9 protein-coding genes are annotated in these 14,986 nt (G+C 67.7%); 3 read left to right on the top strand and 6 right to left on the bottom strand.

What is annotated here, in order from left to right:
- Window positions 1-59: 59 nt before the first annotated feature.
- Window positions 60-683, top strand: coding sequence for a glutathione S-transferase family protein (locus tag ACX1DW_RS21280; protein ID WP_013983942.1), 624 nt, complete (start codon window positions 60-62; stop codon window positions 681-683).
- A gap of 3 nt (window positions 684-686) precedes the next feature.
- Here the strand turns inward: ACX1DW_RS21280 and malT are convergent, their stop codons facing one another.
- The 4 genes from malT to malE all read right to left on the bottom strand — a co-directional run bounded on the left by malT (window position 687) and on the right by malE (window position 7,255).
- Entirely contained in the window at window positions 687-3,434 is a 2,748-nt protein-coding gene (gene malT / locus ACX1DW_RS21275; protein WP_458992342.1) for an HTH-type transcriptional regulator MalT, read from the bottom strand.
- Between the two features lie 99 nt (window positions 3,435-3,533).
- Window positions 3,534-4,424: a maltose ABC transporter permease MalG gene (malG, locus tag ACX1DW_RS21270; RefSeq protein WP_003283570.1), complete on the bottom strand. Its 891-nt coding sequence runs from the start codon at window positions 4,422-4,424 to the stop codon at window positions 3,534-3,536.
- Window positions 4,425-4,434: 10 nt separating this feature from the next.
- Window positions 4,435-6,000: a maltose ABC transporter permease MalF gene (malF, locus tag ACX1DW_RS21265; RefSeq protein ID WP_458992341.1), complete on the bottom strand. Its 1,566-nt coding sequence runs from the start codon at window positions 5,998-6,000 to the stop codon at window positions 4,435-4,437.
- 67 nt (window positions 6,001-6,067) lie between these two features.
- Window positions 6,068-7,255: a maltose/maltodextrin ABC transporter substrate-binding protein MalE gene (gene malE, locus ACX1DW_RS21260; protein WP_044315707.1), complete on the bottom strand. Its 1,188-nt coding sequence runs from the start codon at window positions 7,253-7,255 to the stop codon at window positions 6,068-6,070.
- A 251-nt stretch (window positions 7,256-7,506) separates the two neighbouring features.
- On the opposite strand from malE, the gene ACX1DW_RS21255 reads away from it, so the two are divergent.
- Window positions 7,507-9,594, top strand: coding sequence for an alpha-amylase (locus ACX1DW_RS21255; RefSeq protein ID WP_458992340.1), 2,088 nt, complete (start codon window positions 7,507-7,509; stop codon window positions 9,592-9,594).
- Window positions 9,595-9,646: 52 nt separating this feature from the next.
- Window positions 9,647-10,738 carry a protein kinase family protein gene (locus ACX1DW_RS21250; RefSeq protein WP_458992339.1) on the top strand — a complete coding sequence of 364 codons (1,092 nt, stop codon included), beginning with the start codon at window positions 9,647-9,649 and terminating at the stop codon, window positions 10,736-10,738.
- A gap of 43 nt (window positions 10,739-10,781) precedes the next feature.
- Here ACX1DW_RS21250 and ACX1DW_RS21245 read toward each other — a convergent pair whose 3' ends face one another.
- Both ACX1DW_RS21245 and mta read right to left on the bottom strand, forming a co-directional pair.
- Window positions 10,782-12,812: a methyl-accepting chemotaxis protein gene (locus ACX1DW_RS21245; protein ID WP_458992338.1), complete on the bottom strand. Its 2,031-nt coding sequence runs from the start codon at window positions 12,810-12,812 to the stop codon at window positions 10,782-10,784.
- A gap of 153 nt (window positions 12,813-12,965) precedes the next feature.
- Window positions 12,966-14,627 carry a glucan 1,4-alpha-maltotetraohydrolase gene (gene mta, locus ACX1DW_RS21240; RefSeq protein WP_458992337.1) on the bottom strand — a complete coding sequence of 554 codons (1,662 nt, stop codon included), beginning with the start codon at window positions 14,625-14,627 and terminating at the stop codon, window positions 12,966-12,968.
- Window positions 14,628-14,986 lie beyond the last annotated feature (359 nt).

Here is a 14,986-nt window from a genome sequence, read left to right as displayed (position 1 = left end):
GCATTAAACGCCGGCCTCGACTAGGGTTGTTGCACCTCTCCCCGTCCGGAGCACTGCCCGTGAAACTGATCGGTCGCTACATGTCGCCATTCGTCCGCCGCGTCGGCGTCAGCCTGCATCTGCTGGATATACCGTTCACCAACGAGCCCCTCAGCGTTCTGACGGATAGTCTGAAGATCCGCGAATACTCACCGCTGGGTCGAGTGCCCGCCTTGGTGCTGGACGATGGCCGGGTGCTGATCGACAGCAACGCCATCCTCGACCATTTCGATCAGCAGGCGGGCGCCGAGCGAGCGCTGCTGCCGCTGTCCGGCGCCGAGCGCAGCGAGGCGATGAACCTGCTGGCCTTCGCCGTCGGTGCCTGCGAGAAAACCGTGGCGGCGTACTACGAACGCGATCGTCGGCCGGAAGGACTGGTGTGGGACGATTGGTACCGCCATTGCGAAGACCAGGCGCGTGGCGCGCTGGCCTTGCTGGACGCACGCCAGGCCGAGCGCGGCGAGCGGCCCTTGCTGGGCGAACGCATGAGCCAGGTGGATATCAGCGCGGTGGTCGCCTATGACTTCGCCCGCCTTACCCTGCCCGACACGCTGGCGCCGGACGGCGCATTCCCCCACCTGGCCTCAGCGTCTCAGCGCGCCAACACCCTGCCCGCCTTCGCTCAGACGCAGTGGAAGGGCTGAGCGTCAGTCCCCCTGAATCTTGCTCAGCAGGTCGCGCGCCAGCTGCACCGCCTCACTGCGGTGGGTGATGTTGAGCTTTTGGTAGAGGCTGCGGATGTGCGTCTTGATGGTGGTCGGCGCGACGTTGAGGTGATCGGCGATCTGCTCGTTGGACTGCCCGGCGTGGATCAGGCTCAGCACCTGCCATTCGCGCCGGGTCAGCGGCGAACGGCGGATCAGCTCGGGCACATCGGGGCGGTTAATGATGTCCTGAATCACCGCCTCGTCCAGCGTGATGCGAATGGCGCGGCTGAAATCGCGCTGCTGCTGCGCCAGCTGGATCAAGCGCGTCGCGCGCTGGGCCTCGGCCTCATCGAGGCTGCGCTCGTGCAGCAGGCACTTGAGCATGCCGATGATCGGCTTGCCGACGCGCAGGAAGCTGCCGATGGCGCCGCTGCCGCTGGCCAGGGTCATGGCCCGCTGCAGGTGATCCAGCGCTTGCTGGCGCTCCTCGCGCAACCAGTGCAGCTGCGCCAGGAGGATGTGGTTGCGGTTGCGATCCATCTCCAGACCGTGGCGCTCGGCGTCGGTCAGCAGCTGGCGCAGGATCGGCAGGGCACGCTCCAGCTGCCCCAGCGCCAGGTGGGCACGGGCGTGGTTGCGCGCATTGAGCTGGGCGAAGTGGTTGGCGCCGCCGCCCACCGGCGGGGCGCTGAGCAGCCACTGGCGGATCGCCTCGCGATCCTGGCTGGAGTCCCAGTAGGCGAGCATGATCGCGTGGGCATTGGCCAGCCAGTCGATGTGGTAGCGGTCGTCGGCGAGCATCGTCTGCAGCTGAGCGATGTAGTCGGCGCAGGCGTGTTGCTGGCCGCGGGCGTAGGCGACGCCGGCCAGCAGCGCGTAGCTCTGCAGGCGCCAGCGTGGGTCGTCCAGTTCGTCGAGTATCTGGATACCCTGCAGCGCGCACTGCTCGGCGGCGTCCAGCTGGTGCCATTCCAGCAGCACCTGGCCGCGCACCCGGTAGATGAACTCGACGATGGGCGTGGCTTGCAGGTTCTGCTGCTCGATGTACTGGATGGCGCGCTCCTGCAGGGTATAGGCCTTCTGCAGATGCCCTTGGGCGATGGCGATTTCCGACAGCTGGCCGAGGCTCCAGACCACCAGGTGCGAGGCGTTGATCTCCCGCGCGCGGCGCTCGGCTTCCTCGTACTGCTTCTGCGCCTGCGGCAGTTCGCCCTGGACGAAATGCGCCTCGGCCAGGCCCGACATCGCCGCTACCCGTGAGGTGCGCATGATCAGCGGCTCGCGGGTCAGCGCCTCCTGGGCCAGGGCGACGGCGCGCTGCTCGTCGCCCTGGTTCATCGCGACCTGGGCGCGGACTGCATTGAACTCGCAGACGATGCGCGCCCAGTCCTGCTCGGAGCAGCTGCGCTGCAGCGCCAGCTCGCCGGCCTTGAACCAGCGCTCGACGTGATCGAACTGATAGGAGTTCTGTGACACCCACGCCTGCAGCAGGGTGAGCAGTGGCGAGCCGGCGATCACCGCTTCCGGCAGGGTTTCCAGGCACTGTTGCAGCAACCCGAGACGACCCTGGCGATAGAACGCCCGGCCGTGGCGCTGCAGTATCTCGTCGACCTGCTGCGGGTCGCCGGCCTGCACGGCATGGCGCGCCGCTTCCTCGGGCATGTTCTCGGCCAGCAGCGCGGAGGCCGCACGCAGGTGCAACTGGTTGACCCGCTGCGGCTGGTGGGTGCGCAGCTCGCCCTGCAGGAACACGGCGAACAGCGGGTGATAGCTGTACCAGCGGCGCAGGCTGTCCAGCGGCTGGATGAACAGGCCGCCACGCTCGAGCCGTTCGAGCATCTCGCGGCCGTGACAGGCTTCGGTCAGGCGATCGGCCAGGGCGGCGTCGAAGCGGTCGAGCAGGCAGGTCGCCTCGAGAAAACCGCGCAGGTCATCGGGCAGCCCCTCGATCACCTGTTCGCGCATGTAGTCGCGGATGTCCGGGTGACCGAGCTGCAGGTTCTCCAGGAACAGGTCCATGCCACGGCTGGTCTGCACTTCCTGCAAGGCCAGCTGCAGCGCGCAGGGCCAGCCACCGATGCGGCGGTTGAGACGCTCGACCTGCTCGCGATTGATGCTGACCGGCACGCCCAGCTCCAGCAGCGCCTGTACCTCGTCATCCTCGAAGGCCAGCTGCCGCGCGTCGAGCAGCAGCAGCTGATGCTTGACCCGCAGCTCGGCGACGCCCAGTTCGGGCAGGCGCCGGCTGCACACCAGCAGGGTCATCCAGCTCGGCACATGGCGCAGGAAGAAGCGCAGGCCGGCGATCAACTCGGCGTCGTGCAGCACCTCGAACTCGTCGAGCACGATCAGGATCGCCTCGTGCTCGCCCGGCAGTTCGGCCAGCAACTGGGTGAACAACGCATCCAGCGATACCCGGCCCTGCTCGGCCAGCGCCACTGCCAGCGGACAGCCGGCGTCCAGCTGGCGGTCCAGCGCCTGGGTCAGGTATCGACCGAACTGCAGCCCCAGGTTGTCGCTGGCATGCAGCTGAAACCAGGCGATACGTCCATCGAAGGCTCGCGCCCACTGCGCCGCCAGGGTGGTCTTGCCGAAACCGCTGGCGGCGTGCAGCACCGCCAGGCGCACCTGCGGCAGGCGCTGCTGCCACTCGTCCAGGCGCGGCCGTTCGAGCAGGCCCGGCGGCAGCATGGGGATCGCCAGCTTGGTGGGGATCAATGGCAGTAGAGGTGGCATCGCGGCATTCATGGACGGTTCCCTGTTCTTGTTCTTGTTCTTGTCGTGGCCTGGCGCACCGGTTCGCACCGCTCCCGCTCCCCGGTTCCGCGCCTCGTTCAACTCAGGTGGTCAGCCCTTCACCCCGCCGGCGGTCAGGCCACCGACGATCCACTTCTGGCAGTAGAGGAACACGGCGGTGATGGGCAGCCCGGAGAGTACCGCGGCGGCGGCGAAGTCTCCCCACAGGTAGTTCTGCGGATAGAGGTACTGCTGCGCGCCGACTGAGAGGGTGAGCTTGTCGACGTCCATCAGCAGCACCGAGGCGATGGGGTATTCGGTGACGCTGGTGATGAAGGCGAGGATGAACACCACCGCCAGGATCGGCACGCTCATCGGCAGCAGAATATGGAAGAACGCCTGCCAGGTGGTCGCCCCATCGACGATAGCAGCCTCCTCCAGCGAGGCGTCGATGCTCTCGAAGTAGCCCTTGATGGTCCAGATGTGCAGCGCCATACCGCCCAGCGATGCAACGATCACCGCGCCGTGGCTGTTCACCCCGAGCCAGCTGACGTGCTGGCCGAGCTGGTCGAACAGCGCGTAGATGGCCACCAGCGAGAGCACCGGCGGGAACATCTGGAAGATCAGCATGCCTTTGAGGATCGGCGCCTTGCCGCCGAAGCGCATGCGCGCGAAGGCGTAGGCACTGGTGGTCGAGAGGAGCAGGATCAGCGCCGAACTGACCAGGGCGATCTTCACCGAGTTCCACAGCCATAGCAGCACCGGGAACGGCGGGTTCGTCACGCTGCCGTCCTCGTGGGTGTAGGGAATGCCGAGGGCCAGCGACCAGTGTTCCAGCGTCGGGTTCTCGGGAAACAGGCTGCCGGTGGCGAAGTTGCCTTCGCGAAAGGAGATCGACACTACCATCAGCAGCGGGAAGAGGATTGCCGCGACGAAGGCCAGCAGCGCCGCGTGGGTCGCCCAGAGCCGGTAACGCGCGGATTTCGGTTGCACCATGGCCATGACCGTCTCCTTATACCTTCACTTTCGAGAGTTTGAGATTCAGCAGCGCCATGGCACCGACGAGGATGAAGATCATCGTGGCGATGGCCGCAGCCAGGGCGAAGTCCTGCCCGGAATCCTGGAAGGCGATGCGGTAGGTGTAGCTGACCAGCAGGTCCGTGGTGCCGGCCGGTGTGGTCGCACCGATGATGTCCGGGCCGCCACGGGTCAGCAGGGTGATCAGCACGAAGTTGTTGAAGTTGAAGGCGAAGCAGGCGATCAACAGCGGCATCAGCGGCTTGATCAGCTGCGGCAGGGTAATGCGCAGCAGGTTGTCCAGCGGACTGGCGCCATCGATGGCCGAGGCCTCGTACTGGTCCCGCGGGATGGCCTGCAAGAGGCCCATGCACAGCAGCAGCATGTAGGGATAGCCGAGCCAGGTGTTGACGATGAGGATCATCGTGCGTGCCAGGGTCGGGTCGCTGAACCAGTCCGGGCGGATGCCGAACAGCCCCTCGAGCAGCAGGTTGATCTCGCCGAAGTTCTGGTTGAACAGGCCGCGGAACACCAGGATGGAAATGAACCCCGGCACCGCGTACGGCAGGATCAGCATCAGCCGGTAAAAGGCCTTGCCGCGCACCAGCTCCCATTGCAGCAGGCTGGCCAGCACCAGCCCCACGGCGAGAGTGAAGACCACGGTGAGCCCGGCGAAGGCGAAGGTCCAGGCGAAGATCTGCACGAAGGGTTCACGGATGCTCGGCTCGCTCAGTACCCGGGTGAAGTTGGCGAAGCCGGCGAACACGGTGAAGCCCGGCGGCACCGCCTTGCCGGTCTCGTCGACATAGAAGCCGCGCTCCATGTCGGCGGTCAGACGAGTACCGCTGCGGGTATCGACCAGCACGCCGGGGCCACCCTGACGGTAGACGGGTTCGACGGCGGCGACTTCACGCAATCCGTACAGCCGCAGCAGGCTGCCGTCCGGCCCCTGCATGACCCATTGCTCCAGGGCCTTGCGCCGCTGAATCACCTCGCGCAGCGGCAGCGCCTCGCCCAGCCCTTCGACGCTTTCGGCCGGCTGCAGCGTCAGCGGTGCTTCCGCATCCGGCTCGCCGGTCAGCGGCGAGCTGACGAACACGCCCTGCTCGCCCTTGTCCACCCGCAGCCGCTCGCCATCGGGGCTCGGGTGCAGGGTGAAGCGAAAACGCTCGCCGGCCAAGTAGGTCTGGCTCAGGTGGTACTGCTCCACTTGGGCCAGGCTCAGCAGGTTGCTGCCGCTGTAGTTGGTAAAGCCGATGCCCACCGTGTACAGCAGCGGAAAGATGACGAACACCAGCATTCCGGCCACCGATGGAAAGATGTAGCGCTGCGCGTACATCCGCCGGTTGATGAACAGGTAGCTGGCGATTCCGGTCACCACCAGCCCGAGCAGGGCGAAGGCCATCTGCCCCTGCACGTAGAGCGCGATCACCAGGTACAGCGCGAAGGCGTTGAAGGTCAGCCACGCCAGCCAGCGCAGGCCGTTGGTCAGGGAGCGGGGCAGGCCCCGGGAGGTCGTACGGGTCATGGCTGGGCTGGGCAACTCGGCACGGGCATTCACGGGAGCGGAACCTTTGAGAACGGAGCATAGTCCGCCGGCGCGCCCGAGGCGGCGGCCGGCGACGGGTTCATCGGGTGATGCGCTTGGCGGCATCGTCCAGGGCGGCGTCGACGTCCTGTCGGCCGGAGGTGATGTTGGTCAGCGCGGCGGCCATGGACGACCAGAACGCGCCCATCTCCGGCACGTTGGGCATCGGCTCGCCCATCTGCGCGTTCTCGAAGGTCGCCTTGATGTGCGGATTGCTGGACAGCTCTTCCATGTAGGCGGTGTTGGCCACCGCACCCAGCGGCACGTCGGCGTTCACAGTCTTCAGGCCGTCGACCTCGAGCAGGTAGTTCTCGAGAAACTCCACGGCCAGGTCCTTGTTCGGGCTGGCGGCGTTGAGCAGCGCGGCGGCGACGCCGACGAAAGGCTTGCCCGGTTCGCCGTCGATGGCGGGAATCGGTGCCACGCCGAAATCGATGCCGCTCTTCTCGATGTTCGACCAGGCCCAGGGACCGCTGATCATCATCGCTGAGTCACCCTTGTTGAAAGCCGCCTCGGCCACGCTGTAGTCGGCGCCCTTGGGCATCACGTCCTTGTCAATCAGCTCGCGCAGCACCTTGGCACCGGCCTTGGCGCCGGCATTGTTGACCCCGGTGGACTTGACGTCGTAACCGCCGTCGGTCTGCTCGAACACGTAGCCGCCCTTGGCCGAGAGCAGCGGCCAGGTGAAGTAGGTGTTGTTGTAGTCCCAGAGGATGGCGCGCTTGCCCTGCGGGGCGAGCTTTTCGTTCAGCGCCAGGACGTCGTCGAAGCTCTTCGGCGGAGTGTCGACCAGAGCCTTGTTGTAGATCAGGCCGATGGTTTCCACCGAGATCGGGTAACCCCACAGCTTGTTGTCGTAGGTCACCGCCTGCCAGGAGAAGTCGGCGATGCCGGACTTGGTCTCGGCGCTGGGGGTGACGGGGGTGAGCAGGCCGCTCTTGGCCCACTCGCCGATACGGTCATGGGCCCAGATGAAGATGTCCGGGCCGTTGCCGGTGGCCGCCGCCTGCTGGAACTTGTCGGTGGCGCTGTCCGGGTGGGCCACTTCCACGGGAATACCGGTCTCGGCGGTGAACCGCTTGCCAACCTCTGCCAGGCCCTTGTAGCCCTTGTCGCCATTGATCCAGACGACCAGCTTGCCTTCCTCGATCGCTGCCAGCGCCGGCAGCGGCAGGCTGAAGGTGGCCGCCAGGCCGACAGTGGCGATACACCAGAATTTCTTGTTCATGCTTCGCTTTCCTCGTGGCTTCTTATTAGTTGTTCCACCTGCTGCCGGCCTGAGGCTCTGACAGTCGTTCCATCCTCGGCGCGTCCCGTGCCATCTACATCCTCCCCTTTCAGGAGGCGGAGGGCGTAGATGTGGGGCGTAGTCAGTGGCCCGCAAGCGCACAAAATACGCCATCAGCCTAGCGCTTACGCCTATACCTGGCAGACAACGCGCAGTCAAATGTGGCGAAAAAGCATAATGGAGCCACTTCGATGCGTGCCCACCGCCTACCCGCCCTGTCGCTGCTGCTCGGACTCACCCTAGCGCTGCCCGTACTGGCCGATCCCGAGCTGGCTGCCGGGCTGGATGGCCAGCCGCTGCCGCTGAACTGGAATACCCTGGCCAGCGACCGCTACGACATCGAGCTCAGTCTCGCGCCCGGCCAGCTGCAGTTGCGCATGCCACAGGCCAGCGGCGAGGCCGTGGCGCTTGCGCCCTTTCGCCGTCAGCCGCTTGGCACAGACAGCATTTACCGCTACGAAGTGCCTGAAGCCGGACGCTATCGGCTGATCGTCGAGACCGGCGCCGCGCCGGCCCTGCGCCTGCTGCCGATCAAGGCCGCCGAGCCGGAGGCAGCCACCGCGGTCTGCAAGCCGTGGGAGGGCGGCGCGGTGGAGTTGGCGGTTGGCGAGGTCTTCGGCGAAGGCGAAACCCTGCGCGACGGACTGTCCGGCGCCACGGCGGTGGTCCGCGACGGCCGGGTCAGGCTGCAGCCCGCCGCCGGCAGTGACGGTCTGCTGCTGCTCGAACGCGCCGAAGCGCCCGAGCAGCCGGTCGCACGCGACTGGCGCAACGCGATCGTCTACTTCGTGCTCACCGACCGCTTCGCCAACGGTGACCCAGGCAACGACCGCAGCTATGGCCGTGCACCGGATGGCGCCGAGGAGATCGGCACCTTCCACGGCGGCGACCTCAAGGGGCTGACCGAACGGCTCGACCATATCGCCAGCCTCGGCGTCGACGCGCTGTGGATCAGCGCGCCCTACGAGCAGATCCACGGCTGGGTCGGCGGCGGCGATCGCGGCGACTTCCGCCACTACGGTTACCACGGCTATTACGCGCTCGACTTCACCCAGCTCGACGCCAACATGGGCAGCGAAGACGACCTGCGCGCGCTCATCAGCGAGGCCCATGCCCGCGGCATCCGCGTGCTGTTCGACGTGGTGCTCAACCATCCGGGCTATTCCACCCTGCAGGACATGCAGCAGCTCGGCTTCGGCGCCCTGCGCGACGGCATGGCCGAGTATCTGCCCGAGCACTGGAGCGCCTGGCAGCCGGAAGCTCACGAGAATCTGCACGCCTACCACAACCTGGTGGATTACGAGCACCCGAGCTGGGCCGCCTGGTGGGGCCGCGACTGGGTCCGTGCCGGCATCGCCGACTACGACACGCCGCCCAGCAGCACCGTCGATCCGCTCAAGGGCTCGCTGGCCTTTCTGCCGGATTTCCGCACCGAATCCGAGGCGGTCGTCGCGCTGCCGGAGTTTCTCGCGCACAAGGCGCAGACCCGCGCCGAGCCGCGCGAGGGCTACCGGGTGCGCGACTACCTGATCGAATGGCTGACCGGCTGGGTCCGCGAGTTCGGCGTCGACGGCTTCCGTGCCGACACCGTCAAGCATGTCGAACCCTCGACCTGGGCCGAGCTGCGCGTGGCCGCCGAGCGCGCCCGCGCCGACTGGGCCCGCGCCAACCCGGACGACCCCATGGCCGACGAGCCGTTCTGGATGGTCGGCGAAGTGTTCGGCCACGGCCCCGAGGCCAGTGACTATCTGGACCAGGGTTTCGACGCGCTGATCAACTTCGCCTTTCAGGATCAGGCGCTGGCCGCCAGCGACTGCCTGGCCGCCGCCGAGCCCAGTTACGCCGACTATGCCCGGCGCCTGGCCGAAAAGCCCGGGCACAACCTGCTGAGCTATGCCTCGTCCCACGACACCGCCCTGTTCAATCAGCTGGCCAAGGGCGATCTGACCCGCCAGCGCGGTCTCGCCGCCGCCCTGCTGCTGGCGCCCGGCGCGGTGCAGATCTACTACGGCGACGAAAGCGCCCGCGCCTTCGGGCCCACAGGTTCGGACCCCTTCCAGGGCACACGCAGCCCGATGAACTGGGACGAACACGAGCGCCCGGAGATCGCCGGACTGATCGATTACTGGCAGCGGGTAGGTCAGTTCCGTGCGCGCCATCCAGCCATCGGCGCGGGTGAACACAAACTGCTGTCGTCCGGCCAGCCCTATGCCTTCGCCCGCACGCTGGGCGACGACCGCATCGTCGTCGTGCAGGCCGGTGCATCGCTCACCCCCTGAATCGCCCGCCCCGGGCCGCAGTCCGGGACGCAGCCGCCCCCTGGAGCCCGCAATGAACGCAACCCTGAACCCGCGCCAGCAGGCGCAGCTGGCCTTTGTCGCCAGCGGAGCGGAACTGCAAGTCGGCCAGCCGCAGGACTGCCCGCTGCCGCTGGCCACGCTGGTCGCCACCGACGGCAGCGAACCCTATGTCAGTCGCACGCTGTCCGGCGGGCTCACCGCCCACGTCTACCGGATCGAAGCGGCCGGCCGTAGCTGGACGCTCAAACGCGCCCGCGAGCGCTGCCTGGTGCAAAACGCCGATGGCCAGACCTCGTTTCTCAACGAGGTCCAGCGGCGTGCCGACCTGCGCGCGCTGAAGGCCCGGCCCGAGCTGGCCGAGCCGCTCGCCGGAATCGTCGACACCTGCTATGCGAGTTTTCGTCACGGCGTGCTGCTGTCGCCCTGGATCGACGGCGAGGTCGTCGGCGACTGGGATGAAACGCGCCTGGCAGACCTGTTCGACTGCGTCATCACGCTCGCCTCGTCCGGCCTGTTCGAGTGGGACCTGTGCCCCGGCAACGTACTCGACGACGGCCGCATCCGGCTGTTCGACTTCGGCTACCTGTACCGCTTCGATCCGCTGCGCGAGTTCAACAGCGATGGCCTCGCCTGCCCAGGCTTCCACCCGGTCGAGCGTTTCGAAACGCGGCAGTTCTTCGCCTGGCTGCTCGGCCAGGAGGCACTCGGCAGCGCCCGTGCGCTGGCGGCGTTCCGCCTGGAGAAGGCGATCGCCCTGGACCGCTACCGGCGCTGGCGGGCCGAACTGGCCGGCCGCGGCGCCAGTCCGGCCGTGCTCGAACGGCTGGACCGACTGATCGACAGCTGGCGCACGGCCCTTGCCGGCTCGGCCGAGGCGCTCTACCTGCGCGAAGCCTGGCGCTCGCATCGTCTCGACCTGGCCGACGATCTCGACGGCCAGACCTGCACGCCGCAAACCCTGCAGCGCCTGACCTGGCTCCGGGAAACGGTTGGCGCGCGCCACGCCGACCTGCTCGCCGCCAACGCCCTGGCCCACGAGCGGGCCCCGCAACGCGCCGCCCTGCTCGACGAGCTGCGCCGCGCCGAAGCGCAGGCCATCGGCTGGCAGGTGCCGCGCGCCTAGGCCAGACGGGGACGACCGGACCGTCGCCGCCGCCCGGTCGCGTTCAGGTGCGGTAGCGCGCGCAGAGCGCCTGCTGCTCGGCGGACATGCGCGCCTGACGTTCGCTGCTGTCGCTGATCGCCACGACGCTGTCCATGTGCAGCTCGGCCGCGGCATCGATCGCATGCATGCCGCGCGACACCTCTTCGGCGGCGAGCCGTTGCTGGCCGGTAGCCGAATCGATTTCCCGCGACATGGCGGCGATGTGCTCGACCTGGCTGCGGATCTCCTGCATCAGCCGGTCGGCCTGCCCGACCTGATCGAGGGTGCCCTGCATCTGCGCGCGACTGGCCTCCACCGAACGCACCGCCGAGCCGATGCCCTGGGCCAGGCGTTCGATGCGCTGCTGGATCTCGCCGGTCGATTGCGCCGTGCGCCGGGCCAGGCCGCGCACCTCGTCGGCGACCACCGCGAAGCCACGTCCCTGATCACCGGCGCGCGCCGCTTCGATGGCTGCATTGAGCGCCAGCAGGTTGGTCTGCTCGGCAATCGCACGGATCACATCGAGAATCTGCCCGATCTGCTCGCTCACCGCCTCCACGTTGGCGATCTCGGCCACGCTGGTTTCCAGCTGCTCGGCCAGGGCTTGCGTGCCGATGCGGGTCGCGGCCATCCGCTGGCTGCCCTGCAGGGTCAGTGCCTCGACACTGCCGACCCGCGTGGCCGTCTCGCCGGCATGCTGCGCCACCTCGCCAAAACTGGTCTCCAGTTCGGCCAGACTGACGGCGAGCGCCCCGATGCTGCTGCGTTGTTTCTCCAGCCCGGCACGCGCCTGGCTGCAGGCCTGGGCATTGCGGCGGGCAATCTGGTCCTGTTCGTCGGCGTTGCGCCCGAGCTGGGCCAGTGCGTCGCGCAGACTACCGGCGACCCGGTTGACCCAATCGCCGACACGCCCGAACTCGTCCGCGCGCTGGTACTCGCAGCCGCCGCGCAGATCACCGTCGGCCAGGTGCCGCAGGCTGCCGCTGACGGCGGCCAGGGCCATGCGCATGGTGCGCCCCAGCCACAGGCCCATGGCCAGCGCCACCGCGATCGACAGCCCGGCCATCGCCAAGAGGCCGGCCACACCCTGACGATAGGTCTGCGCGGCCAGGCCCAGTTGCCTGTCGCTGGCCTGCTGGGCGCTGGCGATGAGCGTGCCGATGTCCTCGCGTGCCTGGTGCTGCAGGTGACCGAGCTGCAGTTTCTGCTCGCGGTTGGCCTGCTGGTCGGACAGCCAGGCGTAGTACTGCGCCACCGCGCCATTGCCGGGCACAGCCAGTTGCTGCTCGATGGCGGCAAACGGCGCCTGGAAGCTGTGCGCGTAATCGGTACGGCTGTCCTGGTGCGGTTCCAGATCGAGGAGAACGTTGTCCAGCTTCTTCTGCAGGGCCGGCAGCCGCTGCGCGATCTGCGCACCGGCTTCATCGAGTGCCTTGATCGAAGACACGCCGACGGCATCGAACAGCAGCGCCTCGACCTGCTCGAGCGGGATGATGAACTGCTTGATGGAATAGGCGACCAGCTCGTCGCCAGTCACGAACTGCGCCTGCAGCAGGTCCTGCTTGAGCCGCGAGAACTGCAGCTGCAGATCGCGCAGCGCGACGGCGTTGCGCCCCACGCGCGCGAGCAGGTCGCGCTGCGCATCGATCAGTGCCAGGCTGCGGCGGTCGAGCTCCGGCAACAGGGCCGCCAGACGCTGCTTGGTCTCGGCGTGTGCCGGCGTCACCCGCTCCAGCTGGGCGAACAGCTCGAGGGCCTGGTCCTGCAGCGTGCGATGCCGGCCGACATAGCCGTCGAGCTGGTCAGGCCGGTCCTCGGCCAGGGCGTCGGAAAGGTTCTGCGTCAGGCTCTGCAACGTACCGAAGAAGCTCTCGCTGACCAGCAGACGCGACGCGGTCGACGAGATTTGCTCGGCATTGCCTTGCAGGCGGCCGATGGCAACCAGGCTGGTGCCGGCTACCAGCATCAGCAAGGCCACCAGTGCGGCGATCAGCAGGTACAGCCGGGCCAGGAAGCCAAGCCGGAAAGGGGTTGAGCGGGTCTGGGCCAACATGAACAGCTCCTGATACGACAGCGCAGCGCGAAGGCTTTTATGGTTGTCGTGCCAGCATCGGCGGCCCGGCCCGTCGCCGGCCTCCTCCCTGCCCACCCTGGTTCGGGAGGAGCCGCCCGGCGTAGGCGTAGCCGAGGCCGGGCGGGCGTGTCGTCAGAACGAGCCGCTGGTGCTCGCGCCGGCGGCCGCCTGGACCTGGTTGTTGCCGCCCGATTGCCACTGACGCACCAGCGTGGCGTCCGCCTCGTTGCGGATCAGGCACTTCCATTCCACGTTCTGGCCGGCTGGCAGGGCGATGCTGCCCTTCCAGGTCGGATAGCTGCTGGTGTCGGTCAGCCGCACCGCGGAGGCCGGGCTCCAGTTGCCGAGCTGGCTGACGTTGCCCACCGCGTAGACGCTGTCGCCCATCTGCGTCACGCCGTTGTCGCAGCGGAAGTTCACATTGACCAGGGCACCGGGCTCACCGCCGCCATTGTCACCGCCACCACTGCCGGTGCCGGTACGCCAGACACGCACCTGACCGTTGCTGGCGTTGACCGCCTCGCTGAAGCTGCCGCTGGCAACCTGGCCGGGACTGCCCAGATCGGAGTTGAGCGCCACCACCAGGGTCTGCTGGGTGCCGCTGACGGTGGCCACCAGGCCGCTGTAGCCGCTATGAAAGCTGATCGCCGAATCGGCGCGCACGCCAGCGGCGCGCCGCACCTGGATCAGCTGGCGGATGAAGTCGCCGTAGCCCCAGTCGTACATGTGCGACCAGTACACCACCGGCGTGCCCGGGCTGGTGAGGATGTAGGCGTAGGCCTGGCGGATCAGCCCGTCCTGCAGCGCCCAGTGGTGCTGGCCGCCGTTCTGCCCGGGCGAATAGCCGGTGTCGTGGTTGTCGACGAAGGTCACCGCCACCTCGCGCCAGCGCGGGTCGGGGTTGCCGTTAAGGCCGTTCTTCCAGTCGGCGACCGAGCCGTTCTGCATGCGCTCCTTGAGGGCGAAGTCGAACACCGGGCACTTGGCCCGGTCGGACCAGTCCTTGATGATCTGCTGCCAGCTGGCCGTGTTGCGCCAGTCCCAGCTCGGGTACTCGGACGGGCTTTTCCACAGCTCGCCAACGCAGAAACTGCTGTCGGCGCTGTCGGTCATCCAGCTGTCGACCCGCTCGGGCGCATAGCCGCGAACGAAGTCGAAGCGGAAGCCGCCGGCGCCGTAGCCGCTGCGCAGGTTGGCGAGCTCGTCGCGAAACATGCCGTAGATTTGCGGATGGCCGGTGTTCAGGTCCGACTCGCCGCCGATGAAGCGGTCACCGTCATCGCAGTCGTTGGGGTAGTTGCCCGGGTCGGCGCAGTCGTTGCGCCAGAAGCCCTGGCCGGCCGGCAGGTTGACTTCCTTGTCCGGGTAGCCGCGGTTCATGTGATTGGGCACCACATCGTAGAGCACCTTCACCCCGGCGCCACCGAGTGCGCCGGCGGCCTGGCGCAGCTGGGCGTCGCTGCCGTAGCGGCCGTTCTTGTTGAAGTCGTGCCAGAAGTAGCCTTCGCCGCCGCCGGACTTGCCGCCGTCGGTCCAGCTGGAGAAGTCACGCCAGGGCACCGGCATCCAGATTGCCGAGAAGCCGTCGGCGGCGATCGTCGAGGCCTGCTGGCGCAGCATGTTGTACCAGTCGTTGGGCGCTTCGCGGACGACGTTCCAGTGGAAGCCCTGGAGGATGATTTCGTCGCCGCCGTGGTAGCGCACGCCGGCCGGGCTCTTGCCGGCCTGGTCAGCGAGGGCGGGGAACGGCAGCAGGATCGCCGCCAATACGGCGGCACGTAGGGTCTGGCTCATCGCAATACTCCGGTTCTTGTGCTTGTTCGCGGGTATCCGGCAACGGACTGCCGAATGAGGATGAACGCCGGCCGCACCTTCGACCGACCTGGGCAGGCTGCCCCTGGGCCCGCTCGCGACCAACCCCCCTGCGCGCGTTCGAGGCGGCGTAGTGGCCAGGCGGAAGGCCCGTGGCAATCATCTGCGCCCCACCCGTAGCGACCCCGCCCCTGGGATTACGCCGCACTCATACCGATTACGCCCTCGAGCTGCGCCAGCGAAATCTCTGGCCGGGAGGATGGCGCTCCGGGCCCCATCCCCGACGCTTTGCGCCACCGATCGGCGTTGCCGCAGCAGGCAGCGCCGGCGTGATCGTTCGG

The sequence above is a fragment of the Stutzerimonas sp. KH-1 genome (assembly GCF_054483855.1).
The sequence above is the reverse complement of the archived record's forward strand: the minus strand, read 5'-3'. Positions and strand labels throughout refer to the sequence as shown.

Coding starts and splice junctions, on each gene's coding strand:
- malG (WP_003283570.1), bottom strand. CDS start 4,424: ATGGCCATGGTGCAACCGAAATCCGCGCGTTACCGGCTCTGGGCGACC.
- ACX1DW_RS21250 (WP_458992339.1), top strand. CDS start 9,647: ATGAACGCAACCCTGAACCCGCGCCAGCAGGCGCAGCTGGCCTTTGTC.
- ACX1DW_RS21245 (WP_458992338.1), bottom strand. CDS start 12,812: ATGTTGGCCCAGACCCGCTCAACCCCTTTCCGGCTTGGCTTCCTGGCC.
- malE (WP_044315707.1), bottom strand. CDS start 7,255: ATGAACAAGAAATTCTGGTGTATCGCCACTGTCGGCCTGGCGGCCACC.
- ACX1DW_RS21255 (WP_458992340.1), top strand. CDS start 7,507: ATGCGTGCCCACCGCCTACCCGCCCTGTCGCTGCTGCTCGGACTCACC.
- mta (WP_458992337.1), bottom strand. CDS start 14,627: ATGAGCCAGACCCTACGTGCCGCCGTATTGGCGGCGATCCTGCTGCCG.
- malT (WP_458992342.1), bottom strand. CDS start 3,434: ATGAATGCCGCGATGCCACCTCTACTGCCATTGATCCCCACCAAGCTG.